We start from the raw sequence: 21,544 nt of genomic DNA, 5'->3' as shown, positions 1-21,544 counted from the left end.
CATGGCCCTCAGCGTGTTTGATCTGTTCAAGATCGGCATCGGCCCGTCCAGCTCGCATACCGTCGGCCCGATGCGTGCCGCGCGGCAGTTTGTCGCCCGTCTGGAAAAAGACGGTCTGCTGCCGGCAGTGGCCAGCGTGCGCTGCGAGCTGTTCGGCTCGCTGGGCGCCACCGGCAAGGGCCACGGCTCCGACATTGCCGTGCTGCTTGGGCTACAGGGCGAGCTGCCGGACGAAGTGGATACCGATGCGGTGCCGGGCATGGTGGCGGCGATTCGTGACAGCAAGCGGCTGCGGCTGCTTGGCAGCCACGAAATCGCCTTTGCCGAGGGTGAACATCTGGTGCTGCACAAGCGCAAGACACTGCCCTTTCACCCGAACGGCATGACCTTTGAGGCGCGTAACGATCAAGGTGAAGTGCTGGACAAGCGCGCCTACTACTCGGTGGGAGGTGGCTTCGTGGTGGATGAGGCGGCAATCGATGCCGGCTTCACCCCACCGGGCAGCGAGGAGCTACGCCACCCGTTCAGCAGCGGCGCCGAACTGCTGGCGCTGTGTCAGCGTGAAGGCAAGAGCATCAGCCAGATCATGCTGGAAAACGAGCTGGCCTGGCGTAGCGAGGAAGAAGTGCGTGCCGGTCTGCTGCGTATCTGGCAGGTAATGCAGAACTGCGTACAGCGCGGCTGCGCACAGGAAGGCATTCTTCCTGGCGGCATGAAGGTGAAACGCCGTGCTGCCGACCTGTACCGCAAGCTCACCAATGCCCCGGAAGCCAGCCTGCGCGACCCGCTGACGGTAATGGACTGGGTAAACCTGTACGCACTGGCGGTGAACGAGGAAAACGCCGGCGGCGGACGAGTTGTCACTGCGCCCACCAACGGTGCTGCCGGCATCATCCCTGCCGTGCTGCACTACTACGCGCGTTTTGTGCCGGGTGCCAACGAGGATGGCGTGGTGCGCTTCCTGCTCACCGCTGGCGCGATCGGCATCCTGTTCAAACTCAATGCCTCCATCTCCGGTGCCGAAGTCGGTTGCCAGGGCGAAGTCGGTTCGGCCTGCTCGATGGCAGCCGGCGGCCTTGCCGAGGTAATGGGCGCGACGCCGGAGCAGGTGGAAAACGCCGCCGAGATCGGCATGGAGCATAACCTGGGCCTGACCTGCGACCCGGTGGGCGGCCTGGTGCAGGTGCCGTGCATCGAGCGCAACGCCATGGCGGCGGTAAAGGCCATCAACGCGGTGCGCATGGCACTGCGCGGCGATGGCCAGCACTTTGTGTCGCTGGACCGGGTCATCAAGACCATGCGCGACACCGGCCGCGACATGAACAGCAAGTACAAGGAAACCGCGCGTGGCGGCCTGGCGATCAATGTGATTGAGGTGCCGGTGAATATCGTGGAATGCTGATGCCCGCTTGCGGCCAACCCTGAGCGCAAGCCTGGGGCTGCTGCATAGAAAAACCGCCCTGCCTTTACTGGCAGGGCGGTTTTTTTGAATGGCTCGCTAACGCTTATTCTGCGCGCGGGGCACGGCGTTCGCCGCCATGGCCACCCTGACGCGGACCGCTGCTGCCGCGGCGATCGCCGTAGCTGCTGCCACCACGGTTGCCTGCGTAGCCGGAACCCGGCTTGCGGTCGCCGTAGCCACCACGACGCTGGCCGTCACGAGCACCGGCGCCTTGCGGACGACGGCCTTTCGGCGGACGACGGGTCGGCTCCATGCCCTGGATCACGGCTTCAGCCAGCTGGCGCTTCAGGTATTGCTCGATACGACGTACGCGGTGGAATTCGCGCGATTCGGCGATGGTGATCGCCACGCCGCTGCGGCCGGCACGACCGGTACGGCCGATACGGTGCACGTAGTCTTCCGCCTGCTTCGGCAGATCGTAGTTCACTACCAGGCCGATGCCCGGTACGTCGATGCCGCGAGCGGCCACGTCGGTAGCCACCAGGATCTTGATGCGGCCACGACGCAGGTCGTTCAGGGTGCGGTTACGCCAGCTTTGCGGCATGTCACCATGCAGGCAGGCTGCGGAGTAGCCCATGTCGCACAGCTTGTCGGCGATTTCTTCGGAACCGATCTTGGTAGCGGTGAACACCACGGCCTGGTCGAAGTTGGACTCCTTCAGGATGGCGTCCAGCAGACGGTTCTTGTGGTTGTTGTCATCGGCGTACAGCAGATGTTCTTCGATGCTGCCGCTGTCATCCTTGCGCTCGATCTCGATACGCTGCGGATCGCGGGTCATGCGCTCGGCCATCTTGCCGACGATGCCGTCCAGGGTAGCGGAGAACAACAGGGTCTGACGCTCGGCCGGGGTGGCGGCAACGATGGTCTCGATGTCTTCGATGAAGCCCATGTCCAGCATGCGGTCGGCTTCGTCCAGCACCAGCATTTCCAGGCGCGAGAAGTCGATGCGGCCGGAGCGCATGTGGTCCATCAGGCGACCCGGGGTAGCCACGATGATGTCAACCGGGCGCGACAGTGCGCGGGTCTGGAAACCGAAGGAAGCGCCGCCTACCAGGGTAACGGTGCGCAGGAAGCGCATGCCTTCACCGTAAACCATGGCGTTCTTTTCCACCTGCTGTGCCAGTTCGCGGGTCGGGGTCAGCACCAGTACGCGCGGGCCGTTACCCGGGCCTTTGGAACGCTCGCTGATGCGGGTCAGTGCCGGCAGCAGGAAGGCTGCGGTCTTGCCGCTACCGGTTTGTGCGGAAACCAGCAGATCGCGACCGGCGATAGCTGCCGGTACGGCTTCGGCCTGTACCGGAGTCGGGGTATCGTAACCGGCTTGTTCCAGGGCTTTGGCAACAACAACGGGAAGTCCGAGATCGGAGAAATGCATATCAATCCTTTCAGTCCGGCTGGATAAGCCGGGTGTAAGCCCGCTTGAGGGGTAACAGGTCATCGAACCAACCTGACAAGCGGCAAACAGCGGTCCTGAAAGCAAGGACATGGCGGCAACAGGCCAAAAGGCGTCAGAGGCGATGAAATATCAGAGGCCGACGGCGCGGGTAGAATCCGCCGGCTAATTTCGAAGAGGGCGCACTATAACGAAAATATTTTGCCATTGCAAGAAATATTCAACGACAACAGCGGCAAGCCACTGATTTTGCAATGCCACGCCAAAGTGTATGCAAAAAATCACCAAGCATCAGTGGTCAGCCAGGCCAGCGTTTCCACGGTCGGTCGTGTCGGCCGGTATTCCGCGGCGCACCAACCGCGATAACCCAACGCATCCAACTGCTGCAGATACTGGCGCAGCGCCAGTTCACCACTACCCGGCTCGCCCCGCCCCGGCGCATCGGCAAACTGCACATGGGCAATGGCGGGAAGATGTTTCGACAGCAGCGCCGGAATGTCCTGCTGCATGCGCGCCATGTGATACAGATCGATCTGCATGCCAATGTCACGACTATTGCAAGTCGCCAGCAGCACGGCCAGCTCGTCGGCGGTGCGTAGCAGAAAGCCTGGCATATCGATATCATTGATTGCCTCGCACACTACACGGATGCCATGCGGCCGGAAAAAGTCCGCCGCAGCATCGAGGTTGGCCGCCAGCGTGGCCAGTGCCTGCTGACGGCTGACACCCTCCGCCAGCCTGCCGGGCAGCACATTCACCATGCGCACACCCAGTGCCTGGGCATAGGCCAGCGCCTGCGGCAGCGCGGCGGCAAACTCCGCCTGCAGCCGCGGCTGTGCGGCCAACCCCGCTCCGCCCTGCATCAGGTCACCGGCAGGCACATTGATCAGGATGACTTCCACTCCGGCAGCGGTGGCCGCCGCCGCCAGTTCTGCCGCCGCTACGTCGTACGGAAACTGGATCTCCACCGCGGCAAAGCCGGCCTGTGCGGTCGCGGCAAAGCGCTGCGGCAGTGGCAGCTCGGTAAACAGCATGCTCAGGTTGGCCGCAAACCTCATTGCCCGCTCCCGCTGTAGTGTTCGATGACGCTGGCGAGATCACGCTGTGCATTGCCGTCCAGCGCGGCATGCTGCTGCATCAGCTGCTGAGCAAGGCCTGCCAGCGGCAACGGGCTGCCGGTCTCCTGCCCCAGCGTCAACGCATTGCCAAGATCCTTCAACAAGGTGCCGACTTTCCACTGCAGCGGCTCGAACTGCCGCGCTGCCATGCGCGGTGCCAGAATCTGCAGCGGCAGCGAATCGGCAAAGCCGCCGGCCAGTGCCGGCGCCAGCAGCGCGGCATCCACGCCAGCCTGCTCGGCCAGCCGCACCGTCTCGGCAATCAGCATGGCATTGCTGGCGACGATCAGCTGATTGCACACCTTGGTCACCTGCCCGGCCCCTACCGGCCCCATATGCGTTACCCGCTGCGACAACGGCGCCAGCAGCGGACGCAGCGTATCGACATCCGCCACCTCGCCGCCTGCCATGATCACCAGCTGTCCGCTCTCGGCGCCGCGCACACCACCGGACACCGGCGCATCCACCCAGCGCATGCCGCATTGCTGCTGCAGTGCCGCCGCCATTTCGCGCGTAGCCGCCGGAGCGATACTGGAAAAATCCAGCAACAGCTGTCCTGGACGGCCGTGCATGGCAATGCCATCGCCAGCAAAAACCAGCTCGCGCACGGCGGCGGTATCCGACACGCACAGCATCAGCACGTCGCTAGCCTGCACCAGTGCCGCCACGCTGGCAGCGCGCTGCGCACCAAGCTGCTGCAATGCCTCGGTCTTGCCAGGCGTGCGGTTCCATACCGTTAGTGCCACCCCGTGCGCCAGCAGGCGCCGGCACATCGCCCCCCCCATCAGGCCCAAGCCAATGAATCCGACCCGCATCTCTCCCCCTTGCGGCCAACGCCCTCGATCAATGCCCTGCATGCTAGCGCAAAATGCGGCAACGCAAAAAAAGCGGGCCGGCCATATGGCCAGCCCGTTAAGGTATTGCAACAAGGGAAGGACTGATAACGGCACGGTGGTACCGCTGATCACATCCGCGCAGAGATAGCTAAATCTCGACGTGCAGCTAGATTACTCACAATTTCATGCCATATCAATGACAATTCCGAGCAGCAACGCGATGCGCTACAATCGCGCCCCTTTACGTTCGCCACCCACCATCGCCATGGACTTTCACAACCTTCGCTACCAAGCCACCCGCCCCTGGGCCAAGCGCATTGCGCAGGCCTTCCTGCAGGCAGCCAACCCGCAGCAGGGTTGCGATGCCGCTGCCGCCATCGTGCAGCAGGAGCTTGAGCAAGCCGCGCGCCTGCATCCGCTCAACGATACCCAGCGGGAAACCGAATTCGTGCTGGCCGAGGCGTACGGTCAGTTCTGTCGCGACGGGCGGCGCATCTATGCGCTGGACAGCAATCTGCAACAGGCACTGGGCCATACCCGTGCCCCGGCCACCATGCCAGCCGCCCCCAGCCTGCCCGGCGGTACCTTCATGCTGTCCCTGCAACACGATGGCGCCTACAGCGCCGCCTTCGTCAGTCATGATGCCAGCCAGCGCCGACTGGACATGCTGCTGCTGCAACCGGATTTCGCCCCAAGCCAGCAGCCCTGGCAGCATCGGCTGGAAGCCGCGCTGACCCTTGGCATCCACTACCCCGACTCGGTACAGGTGCCGGACACTCCCGCACTAGCCAGCTGGCGCCCCTGGCTGCAGACAGCGTTCGGCATGCTGGCCATGCTCACCCAGCCACGACTGCAACTGACCGACAGCTGGATGCTACCGCTATCCGCCGCCCAGCAACTCGCCCTGCAAGGCGACGCCAAAAGCCGGCAGAAACAACGCGCGGAATTGCTGAAAAGTGGCAACCAGGAACTACTGCTGGCAAGCATGCCCGGCCTGCCGGCCAGTTGGCCGCAAAGCGTGCGCGCCGGCTACTGGCGCAGCCAGGCCGGCAAACAGGCGCAGGCGGAAAAGCTGGTGTGGGTAGCGCCGCGCGCAGCGACTACAGGGCGCCTCGAAAAAACCTGATTTCTAAGCGAGACAAGGCGCGAACGAAAAATGTCGACGCAGCATATGTTTGATATGTAAGGAGACATTTTTCGCGAGCAACGCAGTATCGCGACGAAAGCGGGAGTTTTTCGAGGTGTACTACAGAAACTGCCTGATCAGCTGGCGCAGGGTGTCGATCTCGAACGGCTTGTCGCAGATGGCCGACACCCCAGCCTCCTCCACCGCTGCGAGGCGGGCAAAATCCTGCTCGCCGGAGATCATCAGCACCGGCGTGGACATGTTTACCGGGTGGCTGCGGATGTACTCGATCAGCGCCTTGCCATCCATTTCCGGCATGTTGTAGTCGGTAAGGATCAAGTCAAAGGGCTGCGCATCCAGCAGCGGCACCGCCTCGGCACCGTTGCCAGCCTCGCTGATGTGTTCGAAGCCCATGCGCTCCAGCACCGAGCGCAGGTAGTGGCGGGAAGTGGCACTGTCATCCACCAGCAGCACCTGACGCGCGTCCAGGTCAAAGTCTTCCAGGCTGGCGCGCAGGTCGGCGGCATTCAGGTAATCCAGCGACGAACACAGCGCCCGGTCCAGCTGCGACAGGTTGAACGGTTTGGGCAGAATGGCCATGGCACCCGCCTGGCGAATGGCTTCCAGCTGCTGCGGGCGGGTTTCGCTGGAAATTAGCACGAAGGGCATCTCGCGCAGGTCGTCATCGCTGCGCATCGCCAGCACCAGGTCAGTGCCGGTAAGGTCTGGCAGGTACATGGCACTGATCACGATATCCGGCCGCGGCACCGCGCGCATGCGCGCCAGCGCCTCCTGACCGTCGCCGACAACATCGACTTTTTCGATACCAAGCTGTTGCAGGTAGCCATGAATAATTGTGCTCTGCGGGCGCGAAGGCTCCACCAGACACACCGACAGATGCTGCAGATTGAACATGCGAGACTTTCCGAAAGCGGGTTCCTGCTTCACAGCATAGCCAATCGCCGCTGCGCCACGACAGCATCCCATCAATAAATTGCGGCTTATTAAAAAGCAGTAACTTGAAACTGCGGCTTTTACACCACCGCCGCCTGTTGCTCCAGCCATTGGCAGAAGGCATTGATGGCACCATCATCCAGCGCGGCGCGCGGCGCCACCCAGCAATAATCGCGCACCGGCACCACCGGCGCGGCCAACGGTGCCACCAGCTGGCCCGCTTCCAGCGCACGCTGCGCCATCGGCAGCGGCCCCAGCACCACCCCCAGACCTTCGATGGCAGCCTGCAGCGCCAGCGAAAAACGCTCGAAGTGCAGGCGGCTGGCCGGTTTCAGGTCAGGCACCCCGGCCAGGGTGAACCAGCGCTGCCACGCCGTGGGGCGGGTATCGGCATACAGCAGCGCATGCCTGGCCAGATCGGCAGCCGTGTGTATCGGGTGTGCCGCCAGCAGCGCCGGGCTGCACAGCGGCAGCTCCCACTCCTTCAGGAACGGCTTGGCAATATGGCCAGGCCAGTCGCCAGGACCACGGCGGATGGCAATATCGAACGGCGACTCCAGCCGGCTGATATCGCGATCGGAGGTCACCAGATGCAGGTCGATATCCGGAAACAGGCGGCGAAAATCCGCCAGCCGTGGCAGCAGCCAGAACATGGCCAGCGTGGGCGTGGAATTGATCACCAGCCGCCGCTGCCGGTCGGGTTGCAACAGCTGCGAAGTCGCATTGGCGATCAGGTCCAGGCCGTCCTGCACCTGCACCAGATAACGCCAGCCGGTCTCGGTAAGCTTGACGCGGCCGCCCGCGCGTTCGAACAAGGGCACGTTCAACCACTCTTCCAGCTGCTTGATCTGCTTGCTCACAGCACCGTGGGTAACGTGCAACTCGTTGGCCGCAGCCGAAAAGCTTTCCAGCCTTGCTGCTGCCTCGAAAATACGCAGCGCATTCAGGGGGGGATATGTGCTCATGATGTGATTTTAACTCACAGCCAGTGTTTCGATTACTCGTTTGTGCTCATAGATACATCAGCGTAATCTTTGTGTAGTCACAGCCGGGTAGAACAACCGTTCCCCGGGTGGCTGTCGCAGCCGACACCCGCTGCCGACAGACTTGTTGCAAACAACCCAAGCACAAAGGTCCCGAGCCATGCTAGAAGCTTACCGCCAACACGCCGCCGAACGCGCCGCACAGGGCATTCCGCCGCTGCCGCTGAACGCCAAACAGGTAGAAGAACTGGTTGAACTCCTGAAGAATCCGCCGGCTGGCGAAGAGGAGACCCTGGTTGAGCTGATCACCCACCGTGTACCGCCAGGCGTGGATGACGCTGCCAAGGTAAAGGCTTCCTTCCTGGCCGCCGTGGCCGAAGGTGACGTGAAGTCGCCGCTGCTCAGCCGCGCCAAGGCTACCGAACTGCTGGGCACCATGCTGGGCGGCTACAACGTCAAGCCGATGATCGACCTGCTGGGCGATGCCGAAGTCGGCACCGTGGCCGCCGAAGGCCTGAAGAAGACCCTGCTGGTATTCGACTTCTTCAACGACGTGAAAGAGCTGGCCGACAAGGGCAATGCCAACGCCAAGGCCGTGCTGCAGAGCTGGGCCGATGCCGAGTGGTTCACCAGCCGCCCGGAAGTGGCACAGAAAATCACCGTGACCGTGTTCAAGGTACCGGGCGAAACCAACACCGACGATCTGTCGCCGGCACCGGACGCCTGGAGCCGCCCGGACATCCCGCTGCACTACCTGGCCATGCTGAAGAACACCCGTCCGGATGCAGCCTTCAAGCCGGAAGAAGACGGCAAGCGCGGCCCGATGCAGTTCATCGAAGACCTGAAGAAAAAAGGCCACCTGGTTGCCTACGTCGGCGACGTGGTTGGCACCGGTTCCTCGCGTAAATCCGCCACCAACTCCGTGGTATGGGCTACCGGCCAGGATATTCCGTTCGTACCGAACAAGCGCTTTGGCGGCGTGACCCTGGGCGGCAAGATCGCACCGATCTTCTTCAACACCCAGGAAGACTCCGGCTCGCTGCCGATCGAAGTTGACGTTTCCAAGCTGGAAATGGGCGATGTGATCGACGTATACCCGTACGAAGGCAAGATCGAAAAAGACGGCCAGCTGGTAGAAAAATTCAGCCTGAAATCCGACGTGCTGCTGGACGAAGTGCGCGCCGGCGGCCGTATCAACCTGATCATCGGCCGTGGCCTCACCGCCAAGGCACGTGAAGCGCTGGGCCTGCCCGCCTCCACAGTGTTCCGTCTGCCGAAGGCTCCGGTAGATTCCGGCAAGGGCTTCTCGCTGGCACAGAAGATGGTTGGCCGCGCCTGTGGCCTGCCGGAAGGCCACGGCGTGCGTCCGGGCACCTACTGCGAACCGCGCATGACCACCGTCGGCTCCCAGGACACCACCGGCCCGATGACCCGCGACGAACTGAAAGACCTGGCTTGCCTGGGCTTCTCCGCCGACCTGGTAATGCAGTCCTTCTGCCACACCGCCGCTTACCCGAAGCCGGTGGACGTGAAGATGCACAAGGAACTGCCGGCCTTCATCTCCACCCGTGGCGGCGTGGCACTGCGCCCGGGCGACGGCGTGATCCACAGCTGGCTGAACCGCCTGCTGCTGCCGGATACCGTGGGTACCGGTGGTGACTCCCACACCCGCTTCCCGATCGGCATCTCCTTCCCGGCCGGCTCCGGCTTGGTTGCCTTTGCCGCCGCTACCGGCGTGATGCCGCTGGACATGCCGGAATCGGTACTGGTGCGCTTCAAGGGCGAACTGCAGCCGGGCGTAACCCTGCGTGACCTGGTGAACGCCATTCCGCTGTACGCCATCAAGCAAGGTCTGCTGACCGTGGCCAAGGCTGGCAAGAAGAACATCTTCTCCGGCCGCGTACTGGAAATCGAAGGCCTGCCGGATCTGAAGGTAGAACAGGCATTCGAACTGTCCGACGCCTCCGCCGAGCGTTCCGCCGCCGGTTGTACCGTGCGCCTGAACAAGGCCCCTATCGTCGAATACATGAATTCCAACATCACCCTGATGAAGGTCATGATCGCCGAAGGCTACGCCGATGCCCGCACCCTGGAGCGCCGCATCAAGAAGATGGAAGAGTGGATCGCCAACGGCGAACTGCTGCAGCCGGATGCCGATGCCGAATACGCCGCCGTGATCGAAATCGATCTGGCCGACGTAAAAGAGCCGATCGTGGCCTGCCCGAACGATCCGGACGATGTGAAGTTCATGTCCGAAGTCGCCGGCACCAAGATCGACGAAGTGTTCATCGGTTCCTGCATGACCAACATCGGTCACTTCCGTGCCGCTTCCAAGCTGCTGGAGGGCAAACGCGACCTGCCGGTGAAACTGTGGCTGGCCCCGCCGACCAAGATGGATGCCGAACAGCTGACCAACGAAGGCCACTACGGCGTGTTCGGCATGGCCGGCGCCCGCACCGAAATGCCGGGCTGCTCGCTGTGCATGGGTAACCAGGCACAGGTACGCGAAGGCGCTACTGTGATGTCCACGTCGACCCGTAACTTCCCGAACCGTCTGGGCAAGAACACCAATGTGTTCCTGGGCTCCGCCGAACTGGCAGCCATCTGCTCCAAGCTGGGCAAGATCCCGACCGTTGAGGAGTACCAGGCCAACATCGGCATCATCAACGAGAAAGGCGCCGAAGTTTACCGCTACATGAACTTTGACCAGATCCAGGAGTACAAGGAAGTTGCCGCAGGCGTAAATTCTTAAATAAATCAGCAACTTAACAAGTTGCAACCTTAAGGAACCAGTGGGGTAATCTAGATCGATACCCCCACTGATACCCCCAATTTATTTCGATGCCCTGCCAGCGCAGGGCATTTTTATTACGTTGCAAGGAAGACACAAGCACCCAGCATCGGGCTCTACTCAGCAAACAGGCAGTCCACTAGGACAACTTGTCGCAATCGTTTTTCTCCGCCCCAAGCAAGAAAGCCTCATCGGTTATGTTCTTGACTGCCTTTTTTCGTCGCGACACTTCGCCAAGCGGCTTAGAGGCGCGACCGGCAAGCACACAAGGTTTCCGCTCTAACTTTCATGACTGCGCCCGCGAGAATGCTACCGCAAGGATCTGGCTGAACGACCCCTTGCACACGCCATCGAAAATCAAGTCGAGCCCGCCTATCACCGAACCGGCTTGAAGAGCGGAGATCCAAGATGCAGGCTTGGGCTGACTTTCTATCCCCCGAGCCCACACGATGTAAGTAGCGAAATCAGCTACCGAATCAAAGGAATTTCATCCCAGTGGGTCGTCCAGCGCGGTGACCGCTGCTCCTGCCGCATTGCCCAGCCTCGCTGTAGACCCTCACTAGCAAGCCTGAGTGCTCCCCTGCCGTATTCGGCATTGACCCGATCCATTACTGCCATCACCTTGGCCCGTCGCGGGTCAGGTAACGGGGCAAACAAGTCACGCTGCTCCAGCCCCTGTGGCCCGATCTCCGTGAGGATCACTCCGGCCTTCTTGTAGCCATATCCCTCGCGGTAGATAGCACGCAGCCCGGCCAGGGCTGCGCGGGCAATGACGGCACTGTCTGCTGAGGGGTGAATCAGCGGGACTACGACCCAGCCGGTGTACTGTGTATCCCGCTCCCGGAATGGATTAGTACGGATACTGACTCCCACCATGCGGGCCTCGCTGTGTTGCTGCCGTAGTTTCTCTGCAGCGCGGCAAGCGTGGTGGCTGATGGCACTAGCCAGCGTATCGACGTCCCCTACCAACTCCGCAAAGCTGCGGCTGGCAATAATCTGCTGCTTGTTTGGCGCCACGTCCTCCAACGCCAGGCAGCTGATACCGTTGAGCTCTGCGACGGTACGCTCCACCACGACGTTGAAGCGCCGCTTAATCTCGCGGGGATCGGTCCGCTGTAGATCAAGGGCGGTATGGATCCCCATTATCCCCAGCTTTTCTGCGATACGTCGCCCTATTCCCCAGACATCACCGACCTCGATACGGGCCATAAGTTTGTCTTGCCACTCAGGGGTCAGCCAGTCCCAACTGAATACCCCTTCAGCCTTGGGAAATTTCTTGCCGACATGGTTGGCGAGCTTGGCGAGGGTTTTGGTGGAGCCAATGCCGACACACGTCGGAATGCCCACCCGCTGCAGCACATCCGCCCGGATCCGTGTCGCATAGTCTTTGAGGTTCGGGATGCCATCAAGCGTGATGAAGGACTCATCGACACTGTAGACCTCCTGCTCGATACCCCAACCACCAATCACCTGCATCATGCGCCGGGACATATCGCCGTACAGCGCATAGTTGCTGGAGAACACCGCGACACCATGGCGTTCACACACCTCCCGAATCTCGAAGTACGGCACGAAGCCCCTGATGCCCAGTGCCTTGGCTTCGGCAGACCGTGCAACAACACAGCCATCGTTATTGCTGAGGACGACAATCGGACGACCAATCAGGTCAGGTCGGAAGGCCCGCTCGCAGCTGGCATAGAAGCTGTTGCCATCCACCAGGGCAAATAGTGGCATTAGCGGTTCGCCTGCTTGAACTGCTTCACACAGCCAGTCACTACCCCCCAGATCTGTAGCTCCTGGCCATCATGCAACTCGATAGCGTTATAGGCTGCGTTCTCGGGGATCAGCGCAACCCGGGAGCCCCGCTTGTGCAGCCGCTTCACGGTAAAGTCTCCGTCCACAATCGCCAGCACGATGTCGCCATGAGCCGGTGTCAGGCCACGATCCACCACCAGGATGTCGCCGCTAGCAATACCTGCACCGACCATGGAGTCCCCAGTCACCCGCACCATGAAAGTCGCAGGAGGATCGGCAATCAGCAAGGCATTCAAATCCAGTACGGACTCAAGATAGTCATCGGCTGGCGATGGAAACCCTGCCGGAACACGCGAGGTAAACACGGGAATCGCCAGCCTGGGCGGACTGGCATCGGGACGAAAAAAAGCGGTAATCATGATGAGCTCCTGCAGTTGCATTTGATTATGTACGAATTCACACGCAACACCAAGAATCCCAGGGCAACTTATACTGGCCGCATGTGTATCAACTTCACCCCACCCACGCAGCAACAACTCGAAGACCACTTCAAGGTGTCAGCGCCTGAATTCGAGTGGAAAACAGAGACGTGGCAGGACTATCTGGCCCCCGCCATCATCGATACGGGCGACGGCCCGTTTGCCTTCATGGCAAGTTATGGTTTTGTGCCGAAGAGACACCTGCCAGCAGGCAAACATCTCACCACGATGAATGCTAGGGCGGAAACCATCGGCCAACTGCCAACCTACAAAAGAGCCTGGCAGCAGTCGCAGCTGTGTCTAATCCCGATGCAGGCGTTCTATGAACCCTGCTACGAAACGGGAAAGGCCGTGCGAACCCGTATTGGGCTTGCGTCCGAAGAGCCTTTTGCCGTTGCCGGAATGTGGCGAGGCTGGCAGGAGCAGGATGGATCCACGAGTTACAGCTTCACGCAGATCACCATTAATGCGGATCACCACCCACTGATGCAGCGGATGCACAGGCCAGATGACGAGAAGCGCAGCCTGGTTATCATCCCTCGCGAGCAATACGAGGCTTGGCTTAACTGCAAAAATCCAGAACAAGCAAGGGGCTGGCTGACGAACTATCCAGCAGAATTGATGGCCGCATCCCCTGCCCCGTTACCTTCCCGCAAGAGTTCGTAGCAAGGAATTCTCTGGCCAGGCCGAAATGCCTGCTGATCGGCCAAAGGAGTCCTTCAACTGCTTGCTAAGTAGCGGCTGGTTTACGCAGATTTCCGGATGCGCTCGTTAATGATTGCTCCTAGTACTGCTACGGGAGCGTGGTAAAAGATGCAGGAACCCTGAGGCCTCCTGCATCCTTACTGTAGGTAGTGACTTGGCCGCACGGCTAATAATGCCAACCGACCAAACCGGTTACTACCACGCGAATAAATGTTGCCGAGCGCTTACTGGAAGTCCGGTGCACTCCACACCGCCTTGCCGCCCACCATGGTCAGCAGCACGCGGGTATGGGCGAGTTGCGCCAGCGGCGCCCGCATGAAGTTCTTGTCCAGCACGATCAGGTCGGCGTACTTGCCCGGCTCGATCGAACCAACCTGCTGCTCCATGCGCAGCGCATAGGCGGCATTCATGGTGATGGCCCGTACCACATCTGCCCGCGACAGCAGCGGATCGAGGTTAAGACGGCCGCGATATTCCTGACCAAAGCCTGCCGGATGTTGCGGGTCACCACTGCGCGTCACCCCCACGCGCAGGTTGTAGAAATAGGCCATCGGATCCACCGGCCAGTCGCTGCCGTAAGCAATGCGGGTATTGGCCTGCCGCAGGCTGCCTTCCGGCTCCATGTGTGCATAACGCGTTTTGCCCAGCTGCTTTTCCACTGCCTCCACCGAGTATGGCGCGCGCTGTGCCCACTGGAACGACATCACCGCCGTGGTGTTCAGCTGTCGGAAACGGTGGTAGTCCGCCGGGTCCACCAACTCAGCGTGTGCGATGGCAGGGCGGAAGCCCCGTAGCCCCGGCTGGTTGCGGGTGTTGGCCACGGCATTCAGCGCTTGGCGCACGGTGGCGTCTCCGATGGCGTGCATATGTACGTCCAACCCCTGCTGCGCCGCCTGCAGCACCACGTCGTTCACCTGCTGCTGGCTGAAGTAGCCCTCACCCAGATGCTTTCCCGGCAACCATTCTGCATGCCGGTCCTTGGCCGGCGCCACGCGGTAGGGGGCCAGCAGGCGCGCGGTCTGTGCCGGCGCCTGTAGCACGCCGTCCATCCATAGCTTGATATTGCTGACCCGGATGCCCGGCTGGATACCGACGTCAGTATTGTATTTGTCGGCCATGGCCTTGACGCCGGCCACTGCGGCGGCCGGCCGGGCGGCCTCTTCCGGTGTAACCTTGATGGCGAACTGTGCCCGCGCGCTCAAGGCTCCCTGCTGCCTCAGTTCGGAGAACACCTTCACCTCCGCCTCGTCGCTCAGCGCGGATAGGAACGTGGTTACCCCCGCCTGGCTGAACTTATCCAGCGCCAGCCGGGCAAAATGCAGCTGTTCGCTGCTGCTGGGCTGCGGCTTGCTGCTGTCACTGAGCAGTACTGCCCCGTCTTCCAGCATGCCGCTCAGCTCGCCATTGGTGGTGTGGCCGATGACCCCACCGGTCGGGTTGGGCGTGTCCACCTTGATGCCGGACACCTGTAGCGCCTTGCTGTTGTTGAGGCGAGAGTGGTTGTCGATCGAGGTAACGATAATCGGGCGCTGCTGGCTTAATGCATCCAGATCGGCCTTCACCGGGTCGCGGTCCAGCTTCACCGTGGCCTGTCGGTCCCAGTTGACCACCTCCAGCCAAGCACTGTCGGGCTCTCTTGCCTTGTCAGCCAGGCAGCCACGGATCTTCTCCTGCATCTGCGCCACCGTGAACGGCTTGTAATCCAGGCTACACTTGGTCATTCCCTCGCCGCCGGTAAGCGGGTGGACGTGGCCATCCACCAGGCCGGGCATGAGCATACGGCCTTGCAGGTCGATCTGTCGGGTTTGTGGGCCAATATAGCGGGCCAGTTCCTGGTTCGAGCCTACAAATACGATGCGACCATCCTTGACTGCAACGGCCTGGCGGACCGAATCGTGGCGGTCCACGGTGTAGACATAGCCATTCCGAAATACCGTGTCGGCGGCCGGCTCTGCGGCGACGGTCTGCCATGCAGTCAGGCCGAATACGGCTAGGGCCAGCGGGTGCAGGCTAGTGTGGATGCAGCGGTGTTGGGACATGTTCTCCTCGTCTTTCTAGTGGTTGTCCTGCCGCGCCAGAGGCGGCGGCGAGTGGCTCCACTATATGAAACAGCAGTCATGTCCTAAGTATCCGAGCGCCTGGATTGTGTAGCCCCAGGCTGTGTCTAGGCGACGGCTCAACCCGCCAGCGGTGCACCGGCCTCACGCGCGAACTGACGTGGGGTCTTGCCGGTGTAGCGTTTGAAAGCGCGAAAGAAGCTCACTCGTTCGGCATAGCCTAGCTGGGCGGCAATCTGCTCGATACTGAGAAGGCCCTGCCGCAGCTCCTCGCAGGCATACGCCATGCGCACCTGCTCCAGCAATGCGGAAAAGCTGGTTTGCTCATCGCGCAAATGTGCCTGCAACGTACTGGGGGCTAGGTGCAGTGCCTGTGCAGCCTGCTGCAGCGTGGGCGAGTCGCCGGCAATGGCGCCTTGCAGCCAGTGCAGTAGCCGCTCACGCGCCGGTGCATCGCGCCGACAGGCGGCCAGCTGTTTTTCGCAGGCCAGGATCACTGCCGCCTGCGTGTCAGCGTCGTGGGACAGCAATGGCACATCCACCCAGGCCAGCGGAATGGTGAGCAAGTTATGGTTGGCCGCAAAGTAGATATTGCCCGGAAAACAGCGGTACATCTCGTCGGCATAGGCCGGCTCCGGGTGCACGAAGCTCAGCTCGGCATGGCGCATCTCGTCGATGAAAGGCAGCAGGTCGGCAATGCCAGCCCACAGCGAGAACATCCAATCTTCAATCAGGCAGCGATGCTCGATGGCCGTCTGCGCGGGGAACTGCAACAACAGCTTGTCCGCCGTGTACTGCACGTGCAAGCCGGTATAGCCAGCCAAGTGCTGATAGCGGCGCGCGGTGGCAAACAGCTCGCGCAGGCTCCTGCTGCTGTGCAATGCATAGCCGAAGGTGCCCAAGTCGGTCAGCTTGCTCATGGCCCCCATGCGCACACCTATGGCCGGAAACGGCAACTCCTGCGCCAGCAGCACCATAAGCTGCGAAAAGTGACGAGTTTCGAAGGTTTGCCGGCCATCCGGTGTGATAATCGGGGGCGGTGTCAGCTTTGCCAAGTATGCAGCCTTGTCAACGGGGGCCTTGCTGCTCGCGATACGCCACAGTAGTTCGACCCAACGCAATACCGTGTCATGAGAAGGCTGTTTGACCGGGGGCCGCGTGTGATCCAGCCCCTGAATGAACACATACCGCAGGGCACGAACAGGTCGCAAGGCAGGTTTTCTGGATGGCATACTGATAGACAACGGTTATCGCTGCTCTGGAGTGATCCAGGCTACGGTAGGATGAAAGTCCGGCGACGTCTGCGCCACCCGCGAGCAGGTCGGTAACTACTAACTCACTCGATAATTATCGGACTGTAACATTGTGACAAAATGCATGGCTGGCTTGTACTGACGACGGCAACAAAAACAGAGTTGGTTGATGGGGCTATTGGAGCAATATGTGAACTGACTTATTGTCGGCTCCGGTTTGAGCTGTCCAGTAGCCAGCCGGAAAAGCCACAAATTCTGGGGCAGTTCAATAGCGAATGTTAGGTCGTCACCGTCGGCAGATTCAGCCAGTGCATTGCTTGCAGGTAGTTCTAGGGAGAGGCGGCTAACTCGTGCTTGGAACATAGCCAAAAAAACCCCGGCCAGGCCGGGGTGAACGGGAGTACACAGACACGAATTATTCAGTCACGCGGCAGCCGGCCGTCCCGGCTGGCGCCCCGTCGGCACAGCGGTAAACCTCCTCGCCGCGAAAATAGGTCAACACCACTCGCGCTTGGCTGAAGCGGTTTACCGGGTAGCACAGCGGGTTGCGATCCAGAATACTGAAACTAGCATCCTTACCCGGCTGCAACGAGCCGGCGCAGTCGTCAAAGCGCAGCGCCCAGGCGGCGTTGACGGTGTGAGCTTCCAGCAGAGTCTGCACATCCAGCCGCTCGTGCGGGTTCCACGGCTCGCCGTCGCTGGCGCCCGGCGGCAGGTGGGTAACGCCAGTTTCGATGATCTGCAGCGGGTTCATGCTGCTTACCGACCAGTCCGAGCCACCGGCCAGCATGGCGCCGGCGTTGCGCAGGCTGCGGAACGGGTAGTTGCGCGCCAGCCGCTCGGCGCCGAACAGCTCGCCGAACTGCTGCAGCTGCGCCGGCGTGCCGGCGGTCCACAGGCACTGCACGCTGGCAATGGCGCCCAGCTGGTGGAAGCGGCCGTAGTCCGCCGGGTCGATCAGCTGCACATGCGCCAGCTGGGCGCGGCGCTCGCGTACAGGGTTGTGGCGCTGCGCGTGCTGCAGCGCATCCAGCGCCATGCGCACCGCGCGGTCGCCCAGGGTGTGGAAGTGCAGGTCGAAGCCGGCACGGTCGGCCAGCAGCGCAATGTAATCCAGCTGCTCCTGCGTCCACAGCGTCATGCCCAGTTCTTCGCTGCCCTGGTACGGCGCCAGCAGCGCGGCGGTTTTCGATTCCGGCACGCCGTCGATGAAGATCTTCACCGTGTGCAGCCGCAGGTTGTCGCGCTGGTAGCGGCGCTGCCAGCCCAGGAAGCGCTCGATCTGCTCGCCGGCAGGCTGCCCCGGCTGCGCCACCATGCCGGCGCTCATGTACACCTTCAGCTCGCCCTGCTGCTGCGCCTGCCAGTAGGCCTGGATCATCGGCTCGTCCAGCCAGGCATCAAACCAGCCGGCAATGCCGTAACCGTGCGCCATGCGCTGCGCCTTGGCCAGCGCCGCCGGGTAGCCGGCCGGGCTCAGCTGCGGCACCAGACGAAACACTTGGTACAGCGCCTCCTCGTGCAGCACGCCGTTCGGCTCGCCGGCGGCATTGCGCTCGATGATGCCGCCCGGCGGATCCTGGCTGGCGCCGCTCAGCCCGGCGCGCAGCAGGCCGGCGCTGTTCAGGCAGCCGCTGTGTACGTCGTAGCCGGCCAGCAGCAGCGCCCGGTCGGGCAGAATGGCATCAAGCACCTGGCGACTGGGATAATCGCCGAAGGCCGCCAGGTTGGCGCCCCCCAGGTAGACCCAGTCGCCGGGCGCGGTGGCGGCGGCGCAGTCGCGGATGCGCGCGGCGATGGCCGCCGGCTCGTCCAGTCCCGACAGGTCGAAATCGCCCAGTATCTGCTGCCCCTGCATCGGGTGGACATGGGCATCAATGAAGGCCGGCAGCAGCAGGCGCCCGGCCAGGTCCACCAGCCGGGTGGCCGGCCCGCAATAACGCCGCATGGCATCGCTGCTGCCGGTGGCCAGCACCTTGCCGTCGCGCACCGCCAGTGCCTGGGCATAGCTGCGGGCGGCATCGGCGGTATAGACGCAGCCATCAAGGTAGAGGGTATCGGCAAATTCCATCATGGTTTCCTGTTGGTGCCTGCGGCCAGCACAGGGTTGGCCGCAGGCAGGCCGCTTGCGCTCAGTGTCCGGTCTTCAGCTTCTGCCACAGCCGGCTTTGCAGCCGCTGGATGGCGGGCGGCACCAGCTTCATCACCACCATCTTTTTCAATTCCTGCGACGGTGGGAACACCGTGGGATCGTTGACGATGGATACCGGCAGGTACTGGCGCGCCAGACGGTTAGCGGTGGGGTAGTACACCTCGCTGGTGATCCTGGCGCTGACCTTGGGGTCGAGGATGTAGTTGATCCACTTGTGCGCCATTTCCGGGTGCGGCGCATCACGGGGAATCACCATCACGTCGAACCACATGAAGCCGCCCTCCTGCGGGTTCAGGTAGCGGATCTCGTATCCCCGCCCGGCTTCCTTGGCGCGGCGGCCGGCAATGCCGACGTCGCCGGACCAGCCCAGCGCCAGGCAGCTGCTGCCGTTGGCCAGGTCGTTGATATAACCGGAGGAGCTGAACTGCCGCACATAGGGGCGTACCTGCTGCAGCACTTTCAGCGCCGCCTCGTAGTCGGCCGGCGAGCTGCTGTTCGGGTCGCGTCCCAGGTACTGCAGCACCGCCGGGAACACGCTGCCCGGGCTGTCCAGCAGCGTGATACCGCATGCTTTCATCCTGGCCAGGTTGGCCGCATCGAAGATCAGGTTCCAGCCCCTGGGGATGTCGTTGCCGAACGCCTTGCGCGCCGCCGCCACGTTGTAGCCGATGCCGGTAGCGGCATAAGCCCAGGGCACACCGTACAGCCCGCCAGGGTCGGCGCTTTCCAGCATTTTCATCAGCACCGGGTCAAGATTGGCCAGGTTGGGAATCTGCTTCTTGTCCAGCTTCTGGTACAGGCCGATCTCAATCTGCTTGGCCAGAGAGCCGGAGCTGGGCACCACGATGTCGTAGCCGGAACGGCCAGCTAGTAGCTTGACCTGCAGAATGTCGTCGCTGTCATAGGTGTCGTAGGCGACGCGTGTAGTGAACAATTTTTCAAAATTGGCCACCGTGTCCCGGGCGATGAAATCGCCCCAGTTGAACACATTGAGCCCGGTGCCCGGCTTGGCGGCCAGCACCGGCAGGCCCAGCAGCGCGATGGCCGCGCCAGCCAGCAGTTTGCGTGCGTAGTGCTTCATCTTCCTCTCCTATGTGGCGCCGGAGTTGCGGCCAACCCCGGCGGCGGTGCTTATACGGTGGCGGCGCGTGCCTGGCGGTCGCTGCTGCCGGCCGGCGTATCGACCTGCGCCAAGCTCAGGCGCGAGGTTTCGCGCAGTCCCAGGCTGCAGAGGGCCAGCAGCGCCAGCGCCAGCGCGCCGTACAGCGCCACGCCCAGCGGGTTCTTGTCGGTGTAGATCAGGATGGCAGTAGCGATGCTGGAAGCCGTGCCGCCGCCCAGCGCCGCACCGATCTGGTAGCTGGCGGAGATGCCGGAGTAGCGTACCGCCTTCGGGAACTGCTCACCGAGAAAGGCGGGAATCGGCCCCTGGGTCGCCCCCATCAGCAGGCCCACCATGCCGTAGGTGAACAGCGATAGCGGCCAGTGCTTGAGATGCACCAGCGGGAAGAAGGCAAAGAACCACGCCGCCATCGCCACTGCCCCGAAGATCATCACCGGCTTGCGCCCGTACTTGTCAGACAGGTAGCCGAACAGGGGCGCCGACAGAATGATGGTGGCGGAGTTGATCAGGTCGAACACCAGCGCTTGGGCATCGTTGTAACCCAGCTGGGTGGCGTAGGACAGCAAGAAGGTGCTGCCGATGTAGGCGATGGTGATATAGCCGAATGCCACACCGGTGCTCAGCAGCAGGGCGCGCGGGTGGTGGCGGAATACTTCTAGCAGCGGCAGTTTCTCCGGCCGGGAATGGTCATCACCATGCTGGCCAAGATTACGCAGTCGAGCATACAGGCCGACCAGCACCAGCAGACCGCCCAGCCAGAACGGAATGCGCCAGGCGAACTCGGCCAGCTGGTTATTGGTGGCTTCGCTGAGAATGGCGAATACCCCGGCACCCAGCAGGAAACCAATGCCAATACCCATGCTGGTGAAGCTGCCCCACAGCCCGCGGCGGCCTTCTGGCGCCTGCTCAATGCCGAACAGCGCCGCCCCGCCCCATTCACCGCCGGCGGCGAAGCCCTGTACCAGGCGTAGCAGCACCAGCAAGGCCGGCGCGGCAATGCCGATGCTGCCGTAGGTGGGTAGGCAACCAATCAGGAAGGTACTTGCCCCCATCAGCAGCAGCGTGGTCACCAACACTTTCTGTCGGCCGTACTTGTCCCCAAAATGGCCGAACACCACACCACCCACCGGTCGCGCGAAAAAGCCGGTGCCGAATGCGGCAAAGGCGATCAGCGTGGCGGTAAGCCGGTCCATGTCCGGAAAGAACAGCTGCGGAAATACCAGTGCCGCCGCGTAGCCGTAGATAACGAAATCGTAAAATTCCAGCGCTGTACCCATGCCGGAAATACAGAAAGTGCGCCAGGCGCCACGCCCGGCCACTGCTCCCTCTTTGTCTGCTGCCATCTTCTCTCTCCTGT

Annotated in this window: 16 protein-coding genes; 4 read left to right on the top strand and 12 right to left on the bottom strand. The window is 62.2% G+C overall.

All coding sequences use genetic code 11. The features are described from left to right. Position 1 precedes the first annotated feature (1 nt). The gene (locus ACFOKJ_RS13640) at positions 2-1,402 is read left to right on the top strand and encodes an L-serine ammonia-lyase (RefSeq protein ID WP_390280512.1); all 1,401 of its coding nucleotides are present in this window, start codon (positions 2-4) and stop codon (positions 1,400-1,402) included. 103 nt (positions 1,403-1,505) lie between these two features. Here ACFOKJ_RS13640 and ACFOKJ_RS13635 read toward each other — a convergent pair whose 3' ends face one another. From ACFOKJ_RS13635 to ACFOKJ_RS13625, 3 genes are all read right to left on the bottom strand, one after another. Further along, positions 1,506-2,837, bottom strand: a complete 1,332-nt coding sequence (locus tag ACFOKJ_RS13635) for a DEAD/DEAH box helicase (RefSeq protein ID WP_390280510.1) — start codon at positions 2,835-2,837, stop codon at positions 1,506-1,508. Positions 2,838-3,136: 299 nt separating this feature from the next. Continuing rightward, positions 3,137-3,913: a hydroxypyruvate isomerase family protein gene (locus tag ACFOKJ_RS13630; protein ID WP_390280508.1), complete on the bottom strand. Its 777-nt coding sequence runs from the start codon at positions 3,911-3,913 to the stop codon at positions 3,137-3,139. Then, positions 3,910-4,788, bottom strand: coding sequence for an NAD(P)-dependent oxidoreductase (locus ACFOKJ_RS13625; RefSeq protein ID WP_390280506.1), 879 nt, complete (start codon positions 4,786-4,788; stop codon positions 3,910-3,912). Before ACFOKJ_RS13625 ends, ACFOKJ_RS13630 begins: the two co-directional genes overlap by 4 nt. A gap of 241 nt (positions 4,789-5,029) precedes the next feature. Here ACFOKJ_RS13625 and ACFOKJ_RS13620 point away from each other — a divergent pair, with 241 nt between their 5' ends. Further along, entirely contained in the window at positions 5,030-5,935 is a 906-nt protein-coding gene (locus tag ACFOKJ_RS13620; protein ID WP_390280504.1) for a hypothetical protein, read from the top strand. A gap of 120 nt (positions 5,936-6,055) precedes the next feature. On the opposite strand, the gene ACFOKJ_RS13615 is transcribed toward ACFOKJ_RS13620, so the two are convergent. Continuing rightward, positions 6,056-6,850: a response regulator gene (locus ACFOKJ_RS13615; protein ID WP_390280502.1), complete on the bottom strand. Its 795-nt coding sequence runs from the start codon at positions 6,848-6,850 to the stop codon at positions 6,056-6,058. Positions 6,851-6,969: 119 nt separating this feature from the next. After that, positions 6,970-7,854, bottom strand: coding sequence for a transcriptional regulator GcvA (gene gcvA, locus ACFOKJ_RS13610; RefSeq protein WP_390280500.1), 885 nt, complete (start codon positions 7,852-7,854; stop codon positions 6,970-6,972). Positions 7,855-8,032: 178 nt separating this feature from the next. On the opposite strand from gcvA, the gene acnB reads away from it, so the two are divergent. Continuing rightward, positions 8,033-10,624, top strand: coding sequence for a bifunctional aconitate hydratase 2/2-methylisocitrate dehydratase (gene acnB, locus ACFOKJ_RS13605; protein WP_390280499.1), 2,592 nt, complete (start codon positions 8,033-8,035; stop codon positions 10,622-10,624). Positions 10,625-11,131: 507 nt separating this feature from the next. Here the strand turns inward: acnB and ACFOKJ_RS13600 are convergent. Then, a complete protein-coding gene (locus ACFOKJ_RS13600) occupies positions 11,132-12,397 on the bottom strand; it encodes a Y-family DNA polymerase (protein WP_390280497.1) in 1,266 nt (421 codons plus the stop codon). Further along, positions 12,397-12,837 carry a LexA family protein gene (locus ACFOKJ_RS13595; RefSeq protein WP_390280495.1) on the bottom strand — a complete coding sequence of 147 codons (441 nt, stop codon included), beginning with the start codon at positions 12,835-12,837 and terminating at the stop codon, positions 12,397-12,399. The genes ACFOKJ_RS13600 and ACFOKJ_RS13595 overlap by 1 nt, the downstream gene beginning before the upstream one ends. Before the next feature lie 27 nt (positions 12,838-12,864). On the opposite strand from ACFOKJ_RS13595, the gene ACFOKJ_RS13590 reads away from it, so the two are divergent. Beyond that, complete coding sequence (locus tag ACFOKJ_RS13590) at positions 12,865-13,563, top strand: SOS response-associated peptidase (protein ID WP_390280493.1); 699 nt, start codon at positions 12,865-12,867, stop codon at positions 13,561-13,563. Between the two features lie 263 nt (positions 13,564-13,826). On the opposite strand, the gene ACFOKJ_RS13585 is transcribed toward ACFOKJ_RS13590, so the two are convergent. The 5 genes from ACFOKJ_RS13585 to ACFOKJ_RS13565 all read right to left on the bottom strand — a co-directional run bounded on the left by ACFOKJ_RS13585 (position 13,827) and on the right by ACFOKJ_RS13565 (position 21,530). Continuing rightward, positions 13,827-15,641 carry an amidohydrolase gene (locus ACFOKJ_RS13585; RefSeq protein ID WP_390280491.1) on the bottom strand — a complete coding sequence of 605 codons (1,815 nt, stop codon included), beginning with the start codon at positions 15,639-15,641 and terminating at the stop codon, positions 13,827-13,829. A gap of 137 nt (positions 15,642-15,778) precedes the next feature. Beyond that, a complete protein-coding gene (locus tag ACFOKJ_RS13580; RefSeq protein ID WP_390280525.1) occupies positions 15,779-16,891 on the bottom strand; it encodes a helix-turn-helix domain-containing protein in 1,113 nt (370 codons plus the stop codon). A gap of 436 nt (positions 16,892-17,327) precedes the next feature. Next, positions 17,328-18,986 (bottom strand): amidohydrolase, encoded by a 1,659-nt coding sequence (locus ACFOKJ_RS13575; protein ID WP_390280489.1) that lies wholly within the window; start codon positions 18,984-18,986, stop codon positions 17,328-17,330. Positions 18,987-19,044: 58 nt separating this feature from the next. Further along, entirely contained in the window at positions 19,045-20,145 is a 1,101-nt protein-coding gene (locus ACFOKJ_RS13570; RefSeq protein ID WP_390280487.1) for a polyamine ABC transporter substrate-binding protein, read from the bottom strand. Between the two features lie 50 nt (positions 20,146-20,195). Further along, on the bottom strand, positions 20,196-21,530 hold the full coding sequence (locus ACFOKJ_RS13565) for an MFS transporter (RefSeq protein WP_390280485.1): 1,335 nt from the start codon (positions 21,528-21,530) through the stop codon (positions 20,196-20,198). Positions 21,531-21,544 lie beyond the last annotated feature (14 nt).

Origin of the sequence: Vogesella amnigena (assembly GCF_042648905.1) — a bacterium.
GTDB lineage: Bacteria > Pseudomonadota > Gammaproteobacteria > Burkholderiales > Chromobacteriaceae > Vogesella > Vogesella amnigena.
The sequence above is the reverse complement of the archived record's forward strand: the minus strand, read 5'-3'. Positions and strand labels throughout refer to the sequence as shown.

What these genes read in the sequence shown, in the direction of transcription:
- ACFOKJ_RS13625 (WP_390280506.1), bottom strand. Translation starts at nt 4,788, where the DNA reads ATGCGGGTCGGATTCATTGGCTTGGGCCTGATGGGGGGGGCGATGTGC.
- ACFOKJ_RS13590 (WP_390280493.1), top strand. Translation starts at nt 12,865, where the DNA reads ATGTACGAATTCACACGCAACACCAAGAATCCCAGGGCAACTTATACT.
- ACFOKJ_RS13640 (WP_390280512.1), top strand. Translation starts at nt 2, where the DNA reads ATGGCCCTCAGCGTGTTTGATCTGTTCAAGATCGGCATCGGCCCGTCC.
- acnB (WP_390280499.1), top strand. Translation starts at nt 8,033, where the DNA reads ATGCTAGAAGCTTACCGCCAACACGCCGCCGAACGCGCCGCACAGGGC.
- ACFOKJ_RS13630 (WP_390280508.1), bottom strand. Translation starts at nt 3,913, where the DNA reads ATGAGGTTTGCGGCCAACCTGAGCATGCTGTTTACCGAGCTGCCACTG.
- ACFOKJ_RS13565 (WP_390280485.1), bottom strand. Translation starts at nt 21,530, where the DNA reads ATGGCAGCAGACAAAGAGGGAGCAGTGGCCGGGCGTGGCGCCTGGCGC.
- ACFOKJ_RS13600 (WP_390280497.1), bottom strand. Translation starts at nt 12,397, where the DNA reads ATGCCACTATTTGCCCTGGTGGATGGCAACAGCTTCTATGCCAGCTGC.
- gcvA (WP_390280500.1), bottom strand. Translation starts at nt 7,854, where the DNA reads ATGAGCACATATCCCCCCCTGAATGCGCTGCGTATTTTCGAGGCAGCA.
- ACFOKJ_RS13595 (WP_390280495.1), bottom strand. Translation starts at nt 12,837, where the DNA reads ATGATTACCGCTTTTTTTCGTCCCGATGCCAGTCCGCCCAGGCTGGCG.
- ACFOKJ_RS13635 (WP_390280510.1), bottom strand. Translation starts at nt 2,837, where the DNA reads ATGCATTTCTCCGATCTCGGACTTCCCGTTGTTGTTGCCAAAGCCCTG.
- ACFOKJ_RS13620 (WP_390280504.1), top strand. Translation starts at nt 5,030, where the DNA reads ATGCGCTACAATCGCGCCCCTTTACGTTCGCCACCCACCATCGCCATG.
- ACFOKJ_RS13580 (WP_390280525.1), bottom strand. Translation starts at nt 16,891, where the DNA reads ATGCCATCCAGAAAACCTGCCTTGCGACCTGTTCGTGCCCTGCGGTAT.
- ACFOKJ_RS13575 (WP_390280489.1), bottom strand. Translation starts at nt 18,986, where the DNA reads ATGATGGAATTTGCCGATACCCTCTACCTTGATGGCTGCGTCTATACC.
- ACFOKJ_RS13585 (WP_390280491.1), bottom strand. Translation starts at nt 15,641, where the DNA reads ATGTCCCAACACCGCTGCATCCACACTAGCCTGCACCCGCTGGCCCTA.
- ACFOKJ_RS13615 (WP_390280502.1), bottom strand. Translation starts at nt 6,850, where the DNA reads ATGTTCAATCTGCAGCATCTGTCGGTGTGTCTGGTGGAGCCTTCGCGC.
- ACFOKJ_RS13570 (WP_390280487.1), bottom strand. Translation starts at nt 20,145, where the DNA reads ATGAAGCACTACGCACGCAAACTGCTGGCTGGCGCGGCCATCGCGCTG.